Genomic DNA, 19,739 nt, shown 5'->3' on the forward strand with positions numbered 1-19,739 from the left:
TCATGGTGCCAATAACCGGAACAGTTCCTTATACACAGTAGTTGGGCGTAATAGATATATTTATGAAAGGGAACTACATTCATTTAATCTTGCTGCTTTTCCTCTGTTCTTCCTGTTGGCAAGAGGATTTTGATTCCTTAAATGAGGAATGCACCTCTGGCTGTACAGTCATCAGCGGTAAGTTTACCACTAAAACCAATGAACCAGTGGCGAACATCCCTGTTGGTTTAAGGTTCGAGAATAAAGGAACCTTTGGAATGACTTCAAGCACCAGGCACATAGCCTCTACGAAGACAGACGCAAACGGTAATTATTATATAAAGTTCAGGTTGAGGGACCGTGAATTCGGGGATTCCGCCAGTAAATATGGAGGCCATGTCCTGCTAAACTTCTCCTTTGACAAACAGAAGTTTTTGGAAATTCCTTGGTACAACATTAGCGAGGGAGACGAATTAATAGGTTCAATTTCCAAAAGGGATACAACGATAGTAACGGACTTCCACATAGCCACCAGAACAAAAATCAGGATAAGGTTGAAAGGCTATTCTACACCTGTTCCTAACGACCACTTCTCAATTATTACAACTTGCGCTGTTGGTGCTAATAAAACAGAAACATCTGGCGGCTTTATTGAAGCCAGTGGCATCAACACGGAAAAGGAAGTCGATGCCTGCGGAAACCAATTGACTACCTTATATATCAGGAAAAAGAAGAACGGGATTTATACTCTTAAAGACACTGCAGTTTATGCTCCTGTTGGACAAATTACGGCAGTAGAGTTTACCTATTAAAACTACTACGCCCAACATTGTGCATAAGCCATGCTACGGCCGACGGCCTTGCACGCCTCATGCACGTGACCGTTGACCATAACAATCTCAAATTCTCCCTATGCACTCCTCCCTCTTTACTTATATCACCCAGTACACCAAAACCACGCTCACCGAGGAGGAGCAGAAATTGATTCAAGGCGCCTTCCACCCGAAGAAGCTGCGTAAGAAGCAGTACCTGCTGCAGGAGGGAAATATTTGCCGCTACCTGGGGTTTGTGGTGCGCGGGGCCATGCGGCAGTACAGCATAGATGACAAAGGCGCCGAGCACATTGTACAGCTGGCGGTAGAGAACTGGTGGGTGGGCGACCGGGAAAGCTATCTCATGCTCACCCCCTCTTTGTACAACATTGATGCCTGGGAAGACATCGAGGTCCTGCTCATTGAAAAAGCTGATCTGCTGAACCTTTACCAGCAGGTACCCGCCCTGACCCAGATGGCCCGGCAGATGGATGATCGGCATTCCATGGCCACCCAGCGCAGAATCAATGCTGCCATCAGCTTCTCAGCGGAGAAACGCTATGCCGAGTTTGTAGACTGCCACCCCGAATTCCTGCAGCGCTTTCCGCAGCACCTCATTGCCTCGTACCTGGGCATCACCAAAGAAACCCTCAGCCGCATCCGGAAGCAACAGGCGCTTTAAGGCAACTCGCCCCCCACTCCAGTTTGTTGACATTTGTCAACGGTTTATTTTATCCTACATCATCGTTTGGCGGCGGGTCTTTGCCGCACCTTTGTATCGTTCGGAAGGGGAAAATAGCAAGTCCTTCTACCACCCTTAAAACGATACAGCCATGAAAAAAGAAGTAAGTTTCTCTACCAGAGGCCAACGCGCCGACATAGGTGATTTAACCATCTACCGCGTTGTGCCTAACCGCTACGCCCAGGCCGTCGGTCCCTTCGTGTTCCTGGACCACATCGCGCCCAAAGTTCACGCCGCCGATGCGCCCCGCATGAAAACCGGCACCGGTGCCCACCCGCACAGAGGCATTGCCACCCTCACCTATTTGCTGCAGGGCGAAGACGAGCATTTTGATAGCGCCGGACACCACGCCAAAGTCACCTCGGGCGGCATCCAGTGGATGAAAGCGGGAAACGGCGTCATCCATGACGAGAACCTGAACCCCGACCCTGAGGATGATAGCCGCACCACGCATGGCCTGCAGTTCTGGGTAAACCTTCCGTCCAAAAACAAAGCCGAAGCGCCGGAATACCTCGCCATCCAGGCAGAAAACGTGCCGCAGAAAACCCTGGACCAGAACCGGGGCTGGGTAAAGGTAGTGGCCGGACGCTACGAGGAGCTGACTTCCCAGATCCCGAGCTATTCTGAGCAGTTCATCTACCACCTGCACCTGGAAGCGGGCCAGACATTCGCCCTGGACACCACGCCCGGCCTGGAGTACGCCGCCTTCTTGCTGGAAAGCAATTCGGTGCTCAATGACACGCCCTACCACGCCGGCGAGTTCCTGGAATTTGACCGCCACGAAGGCACCATTGAACTGACCAACCCGTCTGCCGACGCCATCGACATCATCTTCTTCGGCGGCGAACGCTACCAGGAACCCATTGTGGCAGAAGGTCCCTTCGTGATGAATTCCAAAGCCGAAATCGCCGAAGCCTACCGCGACTTCTTCAAAGGCAAGTACGGCCAGATTGTGTACCCTAACTAGGATATTGAGACTACTTGGAAGATCTCACACCTGTCATCCTGAAAGCAACTTGTGGGCGAACGGTAGTAGCGGTTCATGAAAGCAGATTCTCCCCTTGAGGGGAGCGAAGAGGGGTGTTTACACCTGCAGAACACGCATTTCGTAAACATTCCTGATGCCCAACAAGATCATTCCATACCGCCCAGACCTCCGAGACAAGGCAAAGCACCTCCGCAAAAACAGCACGCTAGCGGAGGTGCTACTCTGGGAGGAGATCAAGAACGGCAAGTTAGGAGTCCAGTTTCACAGGCAAGTACCTATGCTCAACTACATTGTTGATTTCTACAGCCATGAATTGCAGCTAGCCATTGAAGTAGATGGCGATAGCCATGATGAAAAGGTGGTATATGACCATCAAAGAGAGCAGGAGTTAAAAGCCTATGGCGTGGAGTTCCTTAGGTTTCAGGATTTAGATGTCAAGAGAAACATCAGGTATGTGGTGGACAAAATATTCCACTGGATTGAAGAATATAAGAGTCAGCGATAAATAGCTCTCCTGTGTAAACACCCCTCTTCGCTCCCCTCAAGGGGAGAATCAGCACACGGAAGCGTCTTTTCAAATGAGGACTGTTTACAGCCTATTTTTAGCATAACAGTCTAAAACAAACAACCTCACTTATCTACTAATCAATAAGAATTTAATAAAACCAGAAAACATGACAAGCATAGGAATCATAGGAGCCGGAAAAATAGGAAAAGCGTTTGCGCAGCACGCAGCCAAAGCGGGGTATGACACCATCATCAGCAATAGCCGTGGGCCTGAATCTTTGCAGCCGGTGGTGGAAGCCATTGGCCACGGCATCAAAGCCGGAACGGTAACCGAAGCCGCTGCTGCAGACATTGTGTTTCTGGCCGTGCCCTGGAACAAACTGGAAGAGGCCGTTTCTGGGGTGCCGAGTTGGGAGAACCATCTGGTGATAGACGCCACCAATGCGGTGTTGCCCGGCTTTGTGCCTGCAGACCTAGGTGGTAAGCCTTCCTCTGAAGTAGTAGCGTCTTTGTTGCCCGGGGCAAAATTAGTGAAAGCGTTCAATACGTTGCTGGCGGCAGTATTGACAGCTGACCCCAAAGAAGAAGGGGGTAGCCGCGTGGTCTTCTATTCCGGGAATGATGAGGAAGCGAAAAAGAGGGTGCTGGACGTGATCAACCGCATCGGGTTTTCGGGAGTAGACTTAGGCAAACTAGACGAGGGCGGACGCTTACAGCAATTCCCCGGCGGTCCGTTGCCTGCGCTTAATCTAATCAAATTGAAGTAGGCTGGTCTGTGAATTTAACCAGGTAGCAGAGTAAAATCTCTCATGACGTAGAGACTGTTTTGAGCTTACTTTCAGCCGAACAGGCTACAAACAACATTGTAACTTCCTTTCATACGAAAAGCCAAAAGCGCCTCACCAGGAATACTAGTGAGGCGCTTTTGGCTTTGTTTTAGAAAATCAGGGATAAAACAGGATCAACCGTTATCCACAAAGCCGGGGTAGAGGGTCATGCCGCCGTCAACGTAGATGGTGGTACCGGTGATATAGTCGCTTTCCGGGGAGGCCAGCCACACGGCTACTTTGGCAATATCTTCAGGCAGACCGATGCGCTTGTACGGGATCAGCTTCATGAGCTCCTTTTTCTTTTCCTCGTCTTGCCATACATCGGCGTTGATGTCCGTGGCGATGGCGCCTGGGGAAATGCCGTTTACCCGTATCTTTTTAGGGGCCACTTCCAAGGCCAGTGATTTCATGAGCATAAGAATACCGCCTTTGGAAGAGGCATAGTTCACGTGCCCGGCCCAGGGAATGATGTCGTGCACGGAGCTCATGAAGATGATGTTTCCTTTGGCCTTGTCCTCGGGCGAAGGAGTGGGTTTCTTGTCGAAGATTTTGATGGCCTCGCGGGCGCATAGGAAGTAACCGGTGAGGTTGGTGGTCATTACCTTGTTCCATTGCTCCAGCGTCATCTCAGCGAAGGAACTGTCCTTCTGGATACCCGCATTGCTCACGAGCACGTCTACGGTGCCGTAGGTGTCAATGGCTTCCTGGAACATGCGGGTCACATCTTCTTCTTTGCCCACATCGGCTTTGCAGATGAAGCCTTTTCCCCCGCCCTCTTCCACTTGTTTTAAGGTCTCGCGGGCACTTTCTTCATCGCCGTGGTAATTGATGATGACGTTGGCACCCTGCTGCCCAAAGGCAATGGCAATTCCTTGCCCTATGCCCGAACTGGCCCCTGTTACCAAAACTGTTTGTGGTGTTGCATTTGCTGCCATATTCCTAGTTTTTAAGGTTCGTGTATTTGTTATTTTGAGCTTCTGTTTAACTGCTTGTCCAGGTTGTAAGCGGCACTGATTAACCCCAGATGGGTGAAAGCCTGCGGAAAATTACCCAGATGCTCGCCCTGAAACCCCAGCTGTTCGGCATACAAGCCCAGGTGGTTGGCATAACCCATCATTTTCTCAAAGTAGAACCTTGCTTTCTCCACCTGCCCTGATCGCGACAGGCATTCTACATACCAGAAAGAACACATAGAGAAAGTACCCTCGTGGCTCACAAATCCATCGGGGGCGGCTAGCTCTGGCCGGTAGCGGTACACCAATGAGTCTGACACCAGTTCTTCTTCAATGCGCTTGAGGGTGGAAAGCCAGCGGGGATCTTTGGGACTGATAAACCGAACCAGTGGCATGAGCAGCGTTGAGGCGTCTACGGTCTGGGCACCGGGGTATTGCATGAAGGCCTGTTTTTCCTCATCCCAGAAATCAGTGAAGATGCTGTTGAAGATCTTGTCGCGCTCGGTGCGCCATTCTTCCTTCAAAGGGAAAGACCGGCTGGTGCCTATTCTGATGGCCCGGTCAAAAGCCACCCAGCAGAGCAAACGCGAATACAGGAAATTCTTCCGGCCACCGCGTACTTCCCAGATACCTTCATCGGGCTGGTTCCAGTTTTGGGTAAGCCAATCCAGGTGCCGCTCCAGGCTTTTCCAGAAATCATAGGAAATCGGGTCGCCGTATTTATCTGAGAGGTACACAGAGTCCATGAGTTCGCCATAGATGTCCAGTTGCAACTGCCCGTAAGCATCGTTCCCTATCCTAACAGGCGAGGATTGTTTGTACCCTTCAAAATGCTCCAGCTCTTTTTCCTCCAGTTGCCGGTGCCCATCCAGGGAATACATGATACCCAAACGGTCCTGGCCTTTGATGTCCTCGCAAATATCTTCCACCCAATGGATGAAGTTGCCAGCTTCTTTGGTGTACCCCAACCTGATCAAGGCATACATAGAGAAAGAGGCGTCTCTGATCCAGGTGAAGCGGTAGTCGAAGTTTCGGCCTGCGCCGATGCTCTCGGGTAAACTGAAGGTAGGCGCGGCCACAATGGAACCGTACTTATGGGATGTCAACAGTTTCAACACCAAAGCCGACCGGTTGACCATGTCGCGCCAGCGCCCGGTATAGGTAGACTGGCTTATCCAGTTTTTCCAGTAGTTGACGGTCTCGTACAAACTCTGCGTCACGAAGGCTTCAAAGTCTGCTCCTTTGGCGTGCTCCTGGCCTACATGCTCCAGAATGAAATCGGCGGTTTGCGCAGGCCCTAAGGTAAACTCCGCCACTACGTCGGTCCCGGTCACCTGCAACGGCACCGAGCTTAGCAGTCGCAAAACAATGGTACCGGCATCACTGCAGGAGAAAAGCACTTCATTCTCTGACACCCGCTCTACTGTATGTTCACTCCGGCCATAATTGAACCGGGGCCTACACTTCATCCGGTACTTCACTTCTCCCCTGATGGTGGTCACCCGGCGCACCAACTCCTTGCCACTGTACAGTTCCTCTACGGGCATAAAGTCTGTGATCTCCCCCACCCCTTCCAGCGATAGAAACCGGGTCAGCAGCACGTTGGTGTCTGGCAAGTACAGCTGCTTTGTTTTCTGGTCTTTGAAAAGAGGCTCAATCATGAAACTTCCGCCTTTCTCAGCATCCAGCAGAGACGCGAAGATACTGGGTGAATCAAAGTTGGGGAAACACATGAAATCAATGGAACCGTTCAGGCCCACCAAGGCCACGGTGTTCAGGTCTCCAATGATTCCGTAATTTTCAATAGGCTGATAACTCATGCAGTCAAGGATAGATGGTACGCTGGTTCAGGAAAGCAGAAAGACCAGCAGGTGCTAGTAAATACTGGCATTGGGCCGCAAGTGTTCGGTTACCTAAAGGTTTTCTGCCCAAAGCAGCTCTGCTCTTGCCTTGTTTTCACAAAAACACACCGCAAACGCAAGAGGATGAACACCCACCAGTATTCTCGTCTTAGAGAGGTAGGAAGTGCTGTGTATTAAAAGTAGACTGAGGTTTTTCATCTGGCTTACTTTACCTGAGCGCTGGATTTGTGATTTTCACCCCAGGTGTTTTCTGCCTGTTTTTAGAAGAATAGGGGTAAAACGCACTGCACAGGTCTTCAATAGGAAGAATATACCTATGCAATTGCCTTCTTTGCACTCAGATCTTCCTATGAAAAGCAGTCATAAAACACCCTGTACCTTACCTGCCGCAAATCAAGCTCCGCCTGTAAAAGGAAACGAAAAAGTAACCTTAACTTGCCAACCATAGGCTTTCTTTGCCTGTTACAGTCATGCCGTTTACCTATGGTTCTACCCTAATGAGTTCAAAAAGAGAGTACGCAAGGCTTATTTGGGATGCCGTGAAAGGCATAGAGCAGGACTATACCCGCCTCAGCCTGAAGAAGTCTATTTTGCTGCTGGCCACACCCATGATCCTGGAAATGCTCATGGAGTCATTGTTTGCGGTGGTAGACATCTTTTTTGTGGGTCGGCTGGGACCAGCGGCCATTGCTACCGTGGGCCTTACCGAGTCTGTGCTCATGATTGTGTACTCGGTGGGCATGGGTATTAGCATGGCTGGTACCGCGATGGTGGCGCGCCGGGTGGGCGAAAAGAAGTTCAAGCAGGCAGGCACCACCACGTTCCAGCTTTTGGTCACCGGGGCTGTGCTGGCGGTGCTCATGGGCTCCATTACGTTTGTCTTCGCCGAGGATATTCTCCGGCTCATGGGTGCTTCTTCTGAGGTGCTTTCCATAGGCGTGGACTATGCGCGCATCATCTTCGCGGGGAACCTGGCCATTATCTTACTATTTCTCATCAACGGGGCGTTTAGAGGAGCCGGACAGCCGCACCTGGCCATGCGCACGCTGTGGTTCGCGAACGGGATCAACATCTTTCTGGCGCCCTTGCTCATTTTCGGACTGGGTCCGGTAGAAGGATTAGGATTGGCCGGAGCCGCCTGGGCCACTACCATCAGCCGAAGCTTAGGCGTAGGCTACCAGTTATACCACTTGTTCAACGGCAAGCACTTGCTCAAAATCACGAAGAAGAACATGGTGCTGCGCGCGAAAGTGGTGTACCGGATCTTGAAAGTGTCTGTAGGTGGTATGGGCCAGTTCCTGATTGATTCTGCCAGCTGGATTTTCCTGACCCGCATCATTGCTGAGTTCGGGAGCAATGCTTTGGCGGGGTATACCATTTCCTTCCGGATTATCATGTTCACGCTACTGCCGGCCTGGGGCTTGTCTTCGGCGGCAGCTACGTTGGTAGGGCAGAACCTGGGCGCAGGAAAACCTCGTCGGGCCGAAGTATCTGTGTGGCTTACGGCGCGGTACAACATGATTTTTCTGGCGGTAGCTACCTTGGCGTTTTTCCTGTTCGGGGAGCACCTGGCCCGCTTCTTCACCCAGGAACCCGAGGTTATTGCCATTGCCTCAGAGGGCCTTAAGATCATCACGCTGGGGTATGTGTTCTTCGGGTTGGGCATGGTCATGGTGCAGGCCTTCAACGGCGCCGGTGACACCAGAACTCCCGCTTTCATCAACATTCTGGTGCTTTGGGTTTTTGAAATACCGGCGGCGTACCTGCTGGCCATTTACCTGGGCTACGAGCAAACAGGCATCTTTGTAACCATTGCTTTCAGCCACTCTTTGCACGCGCTCATCAGTTGGTGGCTTTTCAGAAAAGGCCGTTGGAAAACGGTAAAGGTGTAATGCTGAAAACGCATCTAAGCTTCTGCTTTCAGGCTGTTTCCTAAGAAATGCTCTTAAAATGCTTGTCAGAAGAAGGGCGATGGAGCTTGTATGATCGTTCATATTTCTGATATTAGCTTTACCCCTCACCTCTAGCATTCATCAACTGCATGAAAGAATTTTCCTTACTTTTCAGAATGGACATCACCTCAGAAGAGGCGCAGCCTTCCCCCGAGCTCCTGCAGACCTACCTGGCGCAATGGAGCACGTGGATCAGCAAACTATCAAACCAGGAGGTACTGGCACCCGGCGGAAACCATTTCTCCCGTGAAGGCAAGGTGCTTAGATCCAATAACGAAATAACTGATGGTCCTTATACGGCTCAGCAGCAGTCAGTGGCAGGTTACATTCTGGTGTACGCCCAGGACCTAGAAGCGGCTTCTGTTCTGGCAAGCGAATGCCCTATCTTACAAGGCGAAAACACCAGCGTAGAGGTGCGCGAAATTGCCGTACCCGGGAAACTGTAAGGCCTGCATGAGAAGCATCCTGCTCCCTCTCCTTCTTGTTTTAAGCTCGATTTGTGTTTATGGCCAGAAAACGCCTCTGCTAAAAGTCAGCGCAGATAAGCGGTACCTGGAAACCCAAACCGGCAAGCCTTTCTTCTGGCTGGGAGACACCGCCTGGGAGTTACTTCATAGGTTAAACCGTGAAGAGGCAGACCTTTACCTCAGAGACAGAGAGGGCAAAGGTTTTACCGTCATCCAAACGGTGGTATTGGCAGAGCTGGATGGCTTGAAAACACCCAATGCCTACGGGCACCTTCCCTTACTTAACCAAGATCCCACGCAGCTGAATGAAAAGTATTTTGACCATGTAGATTACGTGGTGAACAAGGCCGAAAAGCTGGGGCTTTACATTGGCCTGTTACCCACTTGGGGAGATAAATTCAATAAAGCCTGGGGCGTGGGCCCTGAAATCTTCACCCCTGAAAACGCCAGACAGTTTGGAGAGATTTTAGCCAAACGATACGCGAAACAGAACAACATCATCTGGATATTAGGCGGCGACCGCTGGCCTGAAAACGAGGAAGACCGGCAGATCATCCGGGCCATGGCCCAGGGCATCAGGAGCGTTGGCACCAAACACCTCATTACCTATCACCCCAGCGGCGCAAAGAAAGCAACCGACCATTTTAATGAAGATTGGCTGGACTTAGACATGTTCCAGTCTGGGCATGAGCGGCTAAGCCATGATTTCAAGTTTATCAGAAGCAGCCGCGCCGTTACGCCAACCCGGCCCGTGATCAACGGTGAACCGCGCTATGAAGACCACCCCGACCGGTTCAAGCCCGAGGAGTTTGGCTGGATGGATGCCTCAGACGTTCGCTCCTCTGCGTATTGGACCATGCTCAGCGGAGCGGCGGGGTACACGTACGGTGCCCACGGCATCTGGCAGATGTACCAGGCCAACCGAAGTCCTATCAGTTGGGCCAGGACCAGCTGGCAAGCGTCTTTAGACCTTCCCGGCGCCACCCACCTCATGCTCCTGAAAAAGTTATTTACTGCTTTCCCGTGGCAGCAACTGCGCAACGACCAATCCCTGATTCTGAATAACAATCCCGAAGGGGAAGCCCACCAGGTGGCAGCTATTGGCGAACAAAAGGATTTCCTGCTGGCCTACACTCCCATGGGGAAAGAACTAAAACTGGACCTCTCCAAACTCCCGGCAAACAAACTGGAAGCTTACTGGTTTAACCCCAGAGATGGGCAGTGTAAGAAAATAGGAGAATTCAACCGCACCGATCAACCCACCTTTACTCCCTGGTCTGTAGGCAGAGGAAGTGACTTCGTTTTAATCCTTCTGCCTGTAAACTCGCCCTACAAACTCCCCTGGTAGGAAAACTGCTCCCTCTGCCAGATACCATCACGTCTGAACCTACAACTATCCCTTCGTGGTTACCAAACCCCTGCTCATGAAGCGAAAAGGCGGCATTCTGGGCCACAACCTGGCGTTGGTGCGAATGCTTGATTCCAACAAAACCATTATCATCTGAGCAATACAAACCAATTTAACCCAAATTCTGACGGCAACAAGGAAAACCTGCGGGAAGCCCTGCTGATGGAATTAAGGAAAGCACCCCGCTGACCTGTGTCTGGAAGCAGGTGGAATCTAGCCTAAAACTCTTCGCTGATTAAGCCGCAGATTTCTTGGGCAAACAGCAGTTCTTGTACTTCTGTCCGCTACCACAAGGGCATGGTTCGTTGCGGCCCAGGCGCTTGCCGTAGGGGTTAAGCAGTTCCCTGAAATTAAGCCTGAAACGGCGTTTAGGGTTCTGCTTGAAAATGCGGGTGAGCATGGCGTACAGCCGTGGGTGCTTCTCGGCCATTTGGCCCGGTTTCTCAAAGAAGTACTCGGTAGATACGGCAAAGAACTCTGCCTCGTTGGTGGCACCGTACGGGTTAATGTCTGATTCTCCTTTTTTGATTTCCTTGATTTTGCGGTCCCGCAGCTCTTCCCAAGGCTTTACCAACTCATCAGGTAAATAGGCGCCGGGGGTTCCGTCAATCTCGCCATCGGCTTGGTCCAGCATGTGTGCGAACTCATGGATGCCCACGTTCTGGCGGTCGGCCATGTCATTGAAACCACGTTCCAAAGCGGGTTTGGAGAGCGTTACGTAGTGGTCGTTCTGGAACGGGTTTACGCGGCCTAATACCTCTGAGACGGCTTCGCTGTCTTCGTCTTTGAACCGCTGCAAACTGCCTGGGAACACCAGCACCTCGCCCAGGTTCTGGTACTCCCAATCCTGTATGCCAAATATGGGGATGATGGCACTGGACGCAACCAAGAGTTTGGTGGTGTCATCTATGACGGTTTCAATGCCTGTAATGCGTTTTTCTGACAGAAACAGCTGCACCATTTTCTCGAAGCGGTTCTTTTCGTCATCGGTCTTCAAGGTATGATAAAAGCCCACGCGGTCGGTGAGGATCTTGCGCCACTCCGCCGGGAACTCCTGCGCCATGACTTTCTTCCGCCGCCGGCTTTTACGCGTTGCCCACCTGATAAAGATGGTACAAATCACCACCACAAATACGATAAAAGCTATCATTCCCATAGGGCATACCTAACGTGAAAGCGGCAGGAAAGATACTTCAGCAAAAGGAAAGATTTTGGAGTCTGGAAAGGAATCTAAAGAGGGTTGAATGTCAAGAATCAATCAGAGGTTTGTAACACCTTTGGCTGATTCACCTCTACTGGCAGAAGAACGGTAAACTCGGCGAACTCTCCTACTTTGGTGTCTACTTTGAGTTCACCGCCATGGGCTTTAATGATGTCGTAACTCAATGATAAGCCCAACCCCACTCCCTGCCCCGTAGGCTTAGTGGTATAAAAAGGCTGAAAGATCTTTTGTAAAATTTCTGCAGGGATTCCCATTCCGTTATCCCGGATGGTGACCTCTACTTTATCGCCGTGTTTCTTTGTAGTCAGCACAACAGCAGGTTCAAAATCTGCATTTTGGTGCTTCTTTCTCTTCTCGGCTACTGAATAAAAGGCATTGTTGAATAAATTGAGTAGCACCCTTCCCAAGTCCTGCGCCACAATGTTGATTTTGCCTATACTCCCGTCAAAACTGGTCTGCATGGTTGCCTGGAAAGTCTTGTCTTTGGTACGCAAGCCTTGATAACTAAGCCGGAAGAATTCGTCGGCCAGTATGTTCAGGTCAGTAGGTTCTTTCTGGCCTTTGTTCGTGCGCGAATGCTGCAACATTCCTTTTACTATGGAATCGGCTCGTTTGCCATGACTGCTGATTTTTACCAGATTTTGCTTTAGTTCTTCAAAGTTGGCCATAGCCTCTTTTTGCTGCTTAGGCGGAAGGTCTTTGAGTGTACTTTCCAGAATTTCATCCAAAATCTCGGTGCTTACCTCAGAAAAGTTATTTATGAAGTTTAAGGGGTTCTGTATTTCGTGGGCAATGCCGGCGGTAAGTTCTCCTAAAGCAGCCATTTTCTCCCGCTGCACTAACTGGGCCTGCGCCAAATGTAATTCAGCAAGTGAGGCCTGTAGCGCTTCTTTCTGCTCAGACAGTTCCTGGGTGCGTTCTTTTACCCGTTGTTCCAACAACACATTTTGCTGTGTAAGCAGTTGCTGCTGCTCCTGGTGAAGGGCCTGCAAGTCTTTATGGTATTGCAGCTTCTTTCGCTGGCTGGTAATGAACGAGATCAGGAAGCCGGTAAACAGCACTACCATGGCCAAAACCCCGATGATTATCCTATACTCTAAGTCTACTTCCGATAGGTTCATATAAGGCTTTGGCTATGAAGATACACAAGATGATATGCGCGATATTATGTACGTTCCAGATTTGAATTGCTAACTCAACATTCTGCGTGAGTAAAGGCACATAGAACAGGAAAACAAAGAAGTTGATGACTACATAGGCGCTCAACCCCGTGACTACCCAAAATTCCTGACTGCTGGTTAAATCCTCTTCTTCCCTGAGCAAGCTTAGGTAAAACAACATGCAGTAAATCAAAAGCAAAAAAGCCTCAACCGTTAGCAGATTCCCACTTAATTGGTTTTGATCAAGGAAATTCTCAAACGCACTGAAGTTTATTGTGACAAACAGGAAGAAGATAACGGGTATGAACCTTTTGATAGTTCTGAAAGAGGTCTGTGGTAGTTGAAAGAAGAAGTGACTGAAGCACACAAAGCGCACCACAGAATGCACGTTGTACAGGAAGTTGTTGCCTTGTAGCCAACTCGGCAAGTAAGCTTTAAAGTCACTGATGATGTTTCCGCTTAAATACAGAAATAGCGCTACCCATAGGTAAATGATAATAGGTCTCAGCAGTGATGGCTGATCTTTGCGAAAAGTCAAAACCAGAAGAGGTATCAGCGTTGCCCACACCTCAGACCAATCAAAAACTAGTTGTAGCTTATCCATTCTACTACCTAAAAGTGGGTAATCCTCTCCCCTGATGTTGCTTTTATAAAACTACATTTTATCTTTGATAAGTTAAATTGAATCTTTATTTTTTTAAATAATCATAAAATCTTCTATCTTATGGTAAAGCAAGTATTATTTAAAGCGGTTTTTAGTTGGTTAATTGTTTTTCTACCAATTTCATCATGCACCGACAAGGAAAACGATACAGGGTCAGAGAGCACCCCAACAGACAATACTCCTTCATCTATTACTCCTAGAGGTTCTATTGATATAAGTGGTATTGAAAGCTTAGACACCTTATGGATTGAACCAAGTAAATTTGAAGCCATGAAAGGCAAAGATTTAAATTTTCAATTTTTTATTATAAATCAAGATATTCTAACATTACACGGATGGTCAGGAAAAAGCAAAGATTACAATGGAAGACCAGCTAATATCGAATTACTAAATGGCAAAAAAAGCAATAAAAAACTCGGCCCTAAAACATACTTAAGTAGTCTCAGAATTAGCAAAAAAGATATTGATGGTGTAATCGACTCTATAAAAGCCTCGCATAAAGCTGTCCTGTTTGCTCCAAATGTTACTTATTCTCCAACAACGAAGAACAGGTATATTAGCTATAAAATATTTCTTAGTAACATGGAGCCAAACAAACAAAGTGACCCATCATTCCGAAAATTTACAGATAAAACAGGATATGAATTAAATCCTTCTCCGCCCAGGTCTTTTGTTGAAGAGTAAATCCTTCTACCAATTCGAAGGCTGGTTAATTTCTAATGGTAAGCCTTCTCAATGACAGTATACCCAAGACTAATGAAAATTTAAGCCTTTAACTGGTTGCAATAGCAAACTACAACCTTGACGCAGCAGACAATTACCTTATTTTTAAATTTAGGCAATAGTGCTCTTTTCTGAAAAACGGCCTTAAAACCCCATAACTGCATGCGACAAGTAGTTCTTTACATTGCGATGAGTTTGGATGGCTACATTGCCAAAGAAGACGACAACATTGATTTTCTGAGCCTGGTGAAAAGGCCCGGTGAGGACTACGGCTACCATGCGTTTCAGCACACAGTAGATACCTTAATCTGGGGCCGAAGAACGTATGACAAAGTACTGTCTTTTGGCATGCCTGAGTTTCCGCACAAAGACAAAAAGTGTTACGTGCTCTCCAAAACCAAAACCGGGAAAGACGTGAACGTGGAGTTTTACGGCGGAGACTTAAGAGACCTCATCTCATCTTTAAAACAGAAGCCCGGCAAAGACATTTACTTTGATGGCGGTAGTGAAGTAGTAGCGGCCTTGCTCAAAGACCAACTCATTGACAAGCTCATCATTTCAGTAATCCCCCACCTGTTGGGCAGCGGCATTCGGCTGTTCAAAGATGGTCGCCCTGAACAGTACCTTACCTTCACAAAGAGCATCTCGTTCGCCTCAGGATTGGTTCAGTTGTGGTACGACTGCCGTACCAGCGTTTAGAAAGGCAATTTGTTAAGGCTGCTCCAGGTAATACTTGTGCAAGTGCTGGTCCATGCCTCTGTAACGGGCAATGCGGGCCAGAACTTTCACAATGCCACGTTGCAGCCACAAAGGAATTCCGGGGATGTACGATTCGCCTTTTTCAAACAGAAGGGCCAGGTACCAGATGCTGGTGGGAATTCCTTTCTGGTTAGTTTTCCCATCATTCGCCAGGCCATAGGCGATCCGGAGCATTTCTTCAAAATGGCGAGCTGGCTTGATGGTGGTCTGGAAGACAACCCGTTCTTGCTGGCTGGGGTTGTAGAACCGGTGCACGGTTTTAGCGGGTGCAGTGGCTACTTCGCCGGGTTGCAGGTGCAAATCTTCTTTGCCGCATTGGATGCCTAGCGTGCCCTCCACCACTTCAAAGATTTCTATGTAATCTACATGGTAGTGCAGGCCGTTACCGCCACCAGGTGCCAGTTCTACTTCTACCAGGGTGTAAGCTCCGTCCGTTTCGGCAGCGGTTTTCAGAAAAGTGACCTTATCCTTGATGAGCGGATTGGTCAGGGTTCTGGGCAGGGAGGATACTAAAGGCATGGCTATTGAATAGATTGGCAGTATTCGTAAATGGAGGCCAGTTCTTTATCAGTGTACTGAGCGGTCATTTTCCAGGGCATGTTGTCGTTGCTCAGCACTTTTCCTTCAGGGGTCTTACCGGTGCGCAGGGTCTGGATGAACTGGGCTATGGTCCAGTTACCCACATGACCGGAGCGGGTGATATTTGGCACCGGCGGAAAACCTGGCGCTACCGGATCACCGCCCTGCAGGTTGGCGTGGTGGCAGCCAGTGCAGGAGACCGCCAGGTATTTTCCAAAGGCAGCTCCTTCTACGTTCTCCACGTTGGCCACCATAGGTTTGGTATGGTCAATCTTCTCTACTGAAAGCAGTGGCATCTTGTCAAAGTAGGTCATCACTTTGGTCACCGGCCCCAGGTCCGAGACAGGTAAAGGATTGTTGACCGGGGCCAGGTTCTGGCAATAGGCAATAATGGCAGCCATGTCCTGTTCAGAGAGTAAAGTGGTCTCGTGCGAGGGCATGAACAGCAGCGGAAGACCATCTTGGCCTACCCCGTGGCGAAGGGCCCGTACCCAGTCTGATGTGCTGTAATTGGCTGGCAAACCACCTTCGCCTTTGGTGAGATTGGAAGAGACCAACCGCCCAAGGGCTTTATCGTTCATCATCACTTTCCCGGCCAGGTTGGTGCCGTGGCAATCGGTGCAGCCTTTGATCACGGCCAGGTGCGCTCCCTTGTTTAATAAGGCGCTGTCTTGTGTTATCTCAATGTTTTCTGGTGCAAAGGAGTACTTTCTCTCCATTCGTTGCGCTACCGTGAAAGACGCATAGAAGTAGAAAAGGAGCCCTAACAAGACAAGGGAACCCAGAACCAGGCAGGTCCATTTCAGAATTTTCTTAAACATGTGCAGGAGGTGGTTTCTTGTAGACAAATACTGGCAAATCAGCTACTACTGCTTTTTACCTCAGACATGAAACCTTATGGGTCTCCCCTATTACTACCTGCATATTTTTGTCTTACCCTAAGATGTGGAGGGAAGCGCCAAGGCCCCAAGCACAAAAACAGAACTGCTTATGAAAAGCCGATGGGTGGTTCCCAAGCGCTTAGTAGAGGCGGGCTATGTCTTCAAAGTTCCTTCAATTGAAGAAGCGGTACAACTTTGTGCCCGGTAACTTGTTTTGAGGGTGTATTCCAAAAGCCTTGCGAAACGACCTTTATGGCTTAGGCACTTCTTTCCATTATCTAACCAAAGAATGATACACCGCAAGGCACCTCCCTTATGAAAAAGATTTTCTTAACGGCCGAGTGGCGCAAGCTCATCATGGTCAATTACGCCATAGACCCTCAGTTACTCACCAGGTATCTTCCAGCCCAGACAGAGCTTGACCTATGGAACGGCACCTGCTATGTGAGCCTGATTGGGTTTATGTTCCTGAACACCAAAATCAAGGGTATTCCTGTTCCGTTTCATACAAACTTTGAGGAAGTGAACCTGCGCTTTTACGTGAAGCATTTGGAGCAGGGCGTTTACAAAAGAGGAGTGGTTTTCATCAGGGAGATCGTTCCAAAACCTGCCATCACTTTGGTGGCCAACACGCTCTACGGCGAGAAGTATAAGACCATGCCCATGCAGCATTCCTGGGAGACAAAGCCCAATGGCCTCGCCATTGAGTACCGCTGGAAGAAACAGAGGTGGCATTCTCTCAGCGTACTGGCAGAGGCTGCTCCCCAATCCATTGCCCCTGAAAGCGAAGAAGAGTTTATCACGGAGCATTATTGGGGCTACACCAAAATCAATGACCGCGAAACCTCTGCTTATGAAGTAGGGCACCCACGGTGGCAGGTCTATCCGGTAAAAGAACACAGCGTCTCCGTAGACTTTGAGGCGTTGTATGGTCCAGATTTTAGTTACTTACAAAAAGCTACTCCGCTATCAGTTTTCCTGGCGGAAGGATCAGAGATTTTCATCAAAGAAGGGGAAACACTCACCAGATGATTTCAGGCTATTTTTCAGAAAACAGGCATAAAGTGTTCTGTCTTCCGTAGCCGTTCTCATTTCATCACGGATACTTCTGCTTTCTGCCTTTTGAAGAAGACCCTGAAGGTAGAACCTTGGTCATGTTCGGTTTCCAGCTCAATTTTGCCACCGGCGTTTTCCACAATCCGCTTCACAATGTAGAGGCCAATTCCGGTACCTTCCACGTGGTCATGCAGACGCTTGAACATGGAGAATACCTTGCCCTTGTCTTCAGACTTCAATCCCAAGCCGTTGTCAGAAACCGACAAGATCAGGTAGCCAGGGGTAATTTCAGTGGTGATTTTGATTTCTGGGGTGCGGTCAGGAGAACGGTATTTCAAGGCGTTGCTGAACAGATTGTAAACAATGCTGCGCACGTTTTGCGCCGAGAACTTGACAGAAGAGTCTGGGGCAAAGTGGGTTTCAACCCTAGCGCCGGTGCTGTTGATCATGTTCTCAAAATCAAGCTGCACATCTGCCACCACCTCGGGGAGGTCAATAGAGGTAATGTCTTCGCCAGCCTCCCACTGAATCTTGGCTACTTCTGTTAAATCTGCAACGGCCCTTTTAAATCGGTTTACCGAGGCATGCATTAGCTTGAGCACCCGCTGCACCACTTCCTGTTGCTGAATCTCATGGGGCAGCAGTTCTACCAACGTTTCTACCAGCCCTTCAATGTTGGAGATAGGCGCCTTCAGGTCATGCGAAGCGGAGTACACAAAATTGTCCAGATCTGCATTGATGGCCAGTAACTCGCGGTTTTTTACTTCTATTTGCTGGCGGGCTTCCACCTGTTCATTTATGCCAACAGCTACGGCAATAACCCCAATGATGGTGCCTTGGGCATCACGCATAGGATGGTACACAAAGCTGACGTACACTGGCTCCAGTTTCCCGTTGCGCTCCAGCAGTACGGCTAACTCGTTGTTCACGTACGGAATTCCTGTGGTATACACGCCGTCCAGCAGTTCCTTGATGCCTTGGTCTTTTACCTCGGGCAGGGCTTCCAAGATAGGCTTTCGTAGCACGTCTTCCTGCTTCTTTCCCCAAAGTTCACAGATACCCGGGTTGGCTAGCTCTACCACATGTAGAGGGCCGCGCAAAATACAGATCGCAACCGGTGCCTGGTTAAACAGATCGCGTAACTCGGCCTGCTGGCGGGCAGCCTCTTCACGGGTTTGCACGCTGGAGATGGACGTGGCAATCTGGCCTGCTAACAGGTCATGGAAGTTGCGGTAATCCGTATCATATTCCAGCTGGGGGCTGATGCCCGAAACAAAGAACCCAATGAGCTGGTCCTGGCCCGGCCGGAAGATGGGAAGAATGATAGCTTGCTTGGGTCCCACCTCGCTTCCATTCTGGTGCGCCGGAAACCCAAAGGCCTGTAGGTCTTCCAGCACCAGGCTTTTCTTGGAGTGCTGCACTTCTGAGAAAGGCCATTGGCTTTGGACTTCGTGCTCTTCAAGCACCATCACCTCCGCCATCTGCACCGGTACTTTCCCCGATTGGCCAAGCAGGGTTACCTCTGTTTCGGTCCTGTTCAGGAGGTAGATCTGGCTGAACGGGATATCACTTTGGTTTTGGGCCAGAATGTCGCAGGTGGTTTGGCAGGCTTGGTTTAGGCCCTGGATCTGCGGCAGCGCATCAGAAATATCTTTGAGGGCTTTGAGGCGACGCTGGCCCAGAATGGTGCTGGTTTCCTCAGAACAGGCGCAAAACACCCCGGCAGCTTGTCCTTCGTCGTCAAAGGCAGGGCTGTAGGAGAAAGTCCAGTAGGTTTCTTCTTTGAAGCCTTTCCGCTCTAAGTACAGGAGCAAGCCCTCTGCATAGAAGGGTTTGCCTCCCGCCAGAATAGCTTCTGCCACCCCTCCTACTTCGTTCCAGATCTCGGCCCAAATGTTTCGGGCAGAGGCGCCCAGGGCAGACGGGTGTTTCTGACCCAAAGCAGGCAGATAAGCATCATTGTGGAAGGCATATAACCCATTTGACCACCAGATGAACATAGGGAAGCCAGAGTTAAGCAATAGCCTGATGTTGGCCTTCAAGCTCTGGGGCCAATGGCCCGGATTTCCCAAGGGGTGGTTTTCCCAGTCATAGGCGCGCATCAGTTGCCCCATCTCTCCGCCTTGCTGGAAAATAGTGCGTGCGTCTGACGTGGTTTCGGCTTTGTACTGGTGCGACATAACAGAAGAATTAAG

Annotated in this window: 20 protein-coding genes; 12 read left to right on the plus strand and 8 right to left on the minus strand. The window is 49.7% G+C overall.

Going from position 1 to position 19,739, the window contains the following annotated elements; genetic code table 11:
* Positions 1 to 62: 62 nt before the first annotated feature.
* The 5 genes from DC20_RS06525 (at position 63) to DC20_RS06545 (ending at position 3,795) form a co-directional block, all read left to right on the plus strand.
* Positions 63 to 791: a hypothetical protein gene (locus tag DC20_RS06525; protein ID WP_062543091.1), complete on the plus strand. Its 729-nt coding sequence runs from the start codon at positions 63 to 65 to the stop codon at positions 789 to 791.
* A 100-nt stretch (positions 792 to 891) separates the two neighbouring features.
* Positions 892 to 1,473, plus strand: coding sequence for a Crp/Fnr family transcriptional regulator (locus DC20_RS06530; protein ID WP_062543092.1), 582 nt, complete (start codon positions 892 to 894; stop codon positions 1,471 to 1,473).
* A 151-nt stretch (positions 1,474 to 1,624) separates the two neighbouring features.
* Positions 1,625 to 2,500, plus strand: a complete 876-nt coding sequence (locus DC20_RS06535) for a pirin family protein (RefSeq protein ID WP_062543093.1) — start codon at positions 1,625 to 1,627, stop codon at positions 2,498 to 2,500.
* Positions 2,501 to 2,654: 154 nt separating this feature from the next.
* Positions 2,655 to 3,026, plus strand: a complete 372-nt coding sequence (locus tag DC20_RS06540) for an endonuclease domain-containing protein (protein WP_062543094.1) — start codon at positions 2,655 to 2,657, stop codon at positions 3,024 to 3,026.
* A 169-nt stretch (positions 3,027 to 3,195) separates the two neighbouring features.
* Complete coding sequence (locus DC20_RS06545; RefSeq protein ID WP_062543095.1) at positions 3,196 to 3,795, plus strand: NADPH-dependent F420 reductase; 600 nt, start codon at positions 3,196 to 3,198, stop codon at positions 3,793 to 3,795.
* A 194-nt stretch (positions 3,796 to 3,989) separates the two neighbouring features.
* Here the strand turns inward: DC20_RS06545 and DC20_RS06550 are convergent, their stop codons facing one another.
* Complete coding sequence (locus tag DC20_RS06550; RefSeq protein ID WP_062543096.1) at positions 3,990 to 4,793, minus strand: SDR family oxidoreductase; 804 nt, start codon at positions 4,791 to 4,793, stop codon at positions 3,990 to 3,992.
* Positions 4,794 to 4,822: 29 nt separating this feature from the next.
* Entirely contained in the window at positions 4,823 to 6,631 is a 1,809-nt protein-coding gene (locus DC20_RS06555) for a glycoside hydrolase family 15 protein (protein WP_062543097.1), read from the minus strand.
* 539 nt (positions 6,632 to 7,170) lie between these two features.
* Here DC20_RS06555 and DC20_RS06560 point away from each other — a divergent pair.
* From DC20_RS06560 to DC20_RS06570, 3 genes are all read left to right on the plus strand, one after another.
* Positions 7,171 to 8,565: an MATE family efflux transporter gene (locus tag DC20_RS06560; RefSeq protein WP_062545841.1), complete on the plus strand. Its 1,395-nt coding sequence runs from the start codon at positions 7,171 to 7,173 to the stop codon at positions 8,563 to 8,565.
* A 149-nt stretch (positions 8,566 to 8,714) separates the two neighbouring features.
* Positions 8,715 to 9,071, plus strand: a complete 357-nt coding sequence (locus DC20_RS06565) for a YciI family protein (protein WP_062543098.1) — start codon at positions 8,715 to 8,717, stop codon at positions 9,069 to 9,071.
* A gap of 7 nt (positions 9,072 to 9,078) precedes the next feature.
* On the plus strand, positions 9,079 to 10,440 hold the full coding sequence (locus DC20_RS06570; protein WP_062543099.1) for a glycoside hydrolase family 140 protein: 1,362 nt from the start codon (positions 9,079 to 9,081) through the stop codon (positions 10,438 to 10,440).
* A gap of 295 nt (positions 10,441 to 10,735) precedes the next feature.
* Here the strand turns inward: DC20_RS06570 and DC20_RS06575 are convergent, their stop codons facing one another.
* The 3 genes from DC20_RS06575 to DC20_RS06585 form a co-directional block, all read right to left on the minus strand.
* The gene (locus DC20_RS06575; protein WP_062543100.1) at positions 10,736 to 11,656 is read right to left on the minus strand and encodes a M90 family metallopeptidase; all 921 of its coding nucleotides are present in this window, start codon (positions 11,654 to 11,656) and stop codon (positions 10,736 to 10,738) included.
* A gap of 98 nt (positions 11,657 to 11,754) precedes the next feature.
* On the minus strand, positions 11,755 to 12,843 hold the full coding sequence (locus DC20_RS06580) for a sensor histidine kinase (RefSeq protein WP_062543101.1): 1,089 nt from the start codon (positions 12,841 to 12,843) through the stop codon (positions 11,755 to 11,757).
* Positions 12,812 to 13,486 (minus strand): hypothetical protein, encoded by a 675-nt coding sequence (locus DC20_RS06585; protein WP_062543102.1) that lies wholly within the window; start codon positions 13,484 to 13,486, stop codon positions 12,812 to 12,814. The genes DC20_RS06580 and DC20_RS06585 overlap by 32 nt, the downstream gene beginning before the upstream one ends.
* Positions 13,487 to 13,606: 120 nt before the next feature.
* Here DC20_RS06585 and DC20_RS06590 point away from each other — a divergent pair, with 120 nt between their 5' ends.
* A complete protein-coding gene (locus DC20_RS06590; protein ID WP_062543103.1) occupies positions 13,607 to 14,230 on the plus strand; it encodes a hypothetical protein in 624 nt (207 codons plus the stop codon).
* Between the two features lie 201 nt (positions 14,231 to 14,431).
* The gene (locus DC20_RS06595) at positions 14,432 to 14,968 is read left to right on the plus strand and encodes a dihydrofolate reductase family protein (protein ID WP_062543104.1); all 537 of its coding nucleotides are present in this window, start codon (positions 14,432 to 14,434) and stop codon (positions 14,966 to 14,968) included.
* A 12-nt stretch (positions 14,969 to 14,980) separates the two neighbouring features.
* On the opposite strand, the gene DC20_RS06600 is transcribed toward DC20_RS06595, so the two are convergent.
* Positions 14,981 to 15,547 (minus strand): cupin domain-containing protein, encoded by a 567-nt coding sequence (locus DC20_RS06600; RefSeq protein ID WP_062543105.1) that lies wholly within the window; start codon positions 15,545 to 15,547, stop codon positions 14,981 to 14,983.
* Positions 15,548 to 15,549: 2 nt separating this feature from the next.
* A complete protein-coding gene (locus tag DC20_RS06605) occupies positions 15,550 to 16,428 on the minus strand; it encodes a c-type cytochrome (RefSeq protein ID WP_062543106.1) in 879 nt (292 codons plus the stop codon).
* 169 nt (positions 16,429 to 16,597) lie between these two features.
* Here DC20_RS06605 and DC20_RS22315 point away from each other — a divergent pair, with 169 nt between their 5' ends.
* Together DC20_RS22315 and DC20_RS06610 are read left to right on the plus strand one after the other, a co-directional pair.
* A complete protein-coding gene (locus DC20_RS22315; protein ID WP_071885391.1) occupies positions 16,598 to 16,696 on the plus strand; it encodes a DUF1731 domain-containing protein in 99 nt (32 codons plus the stop codon).
* Positions 16,697 to 16,803: 107 nt separating this feature from the next.
* Entirely contained in the window at positions 16,804 to 17,520 is a 717-nt protein-coding gene (locus DC20_RS06610; RefSeq protein ID WP_062543107.1) for a YqjF family protein, read from the plus strand.
* Between the two features lie 56 nt (positions 17,521 to 17,576).
* Here the strand turns inward: DC20_RS06610 and DC20_RS06615 are convergent, their stop codons facing one another.
* The gene (locus DC20_RS06615; RefSeq protein WP_245652310.1) at positions 17,577 to 19,724 is read right to left on the minus strand and encodes a sensor histidine kinase; all 2,148 of its coding nucleotides are present in this window, start codon (positions 19,722 to 19,724) and stop codon (positions 17,577 to 17,579) included.
* Positions 19,725 to 19,739: the final 15 nt, after the last annotated feature.

Origin of the sequence: Rufibacter tibetensis (genome assembly GCF_001310085.1) — a bacterium.
Classification (GTDB): domain Bacteria; phylum Bacteroidota; class Bacteroidia; order Cytophagales; family Hymenobacteraceae; genus Nibribacter; species Nibribacter tibetensis.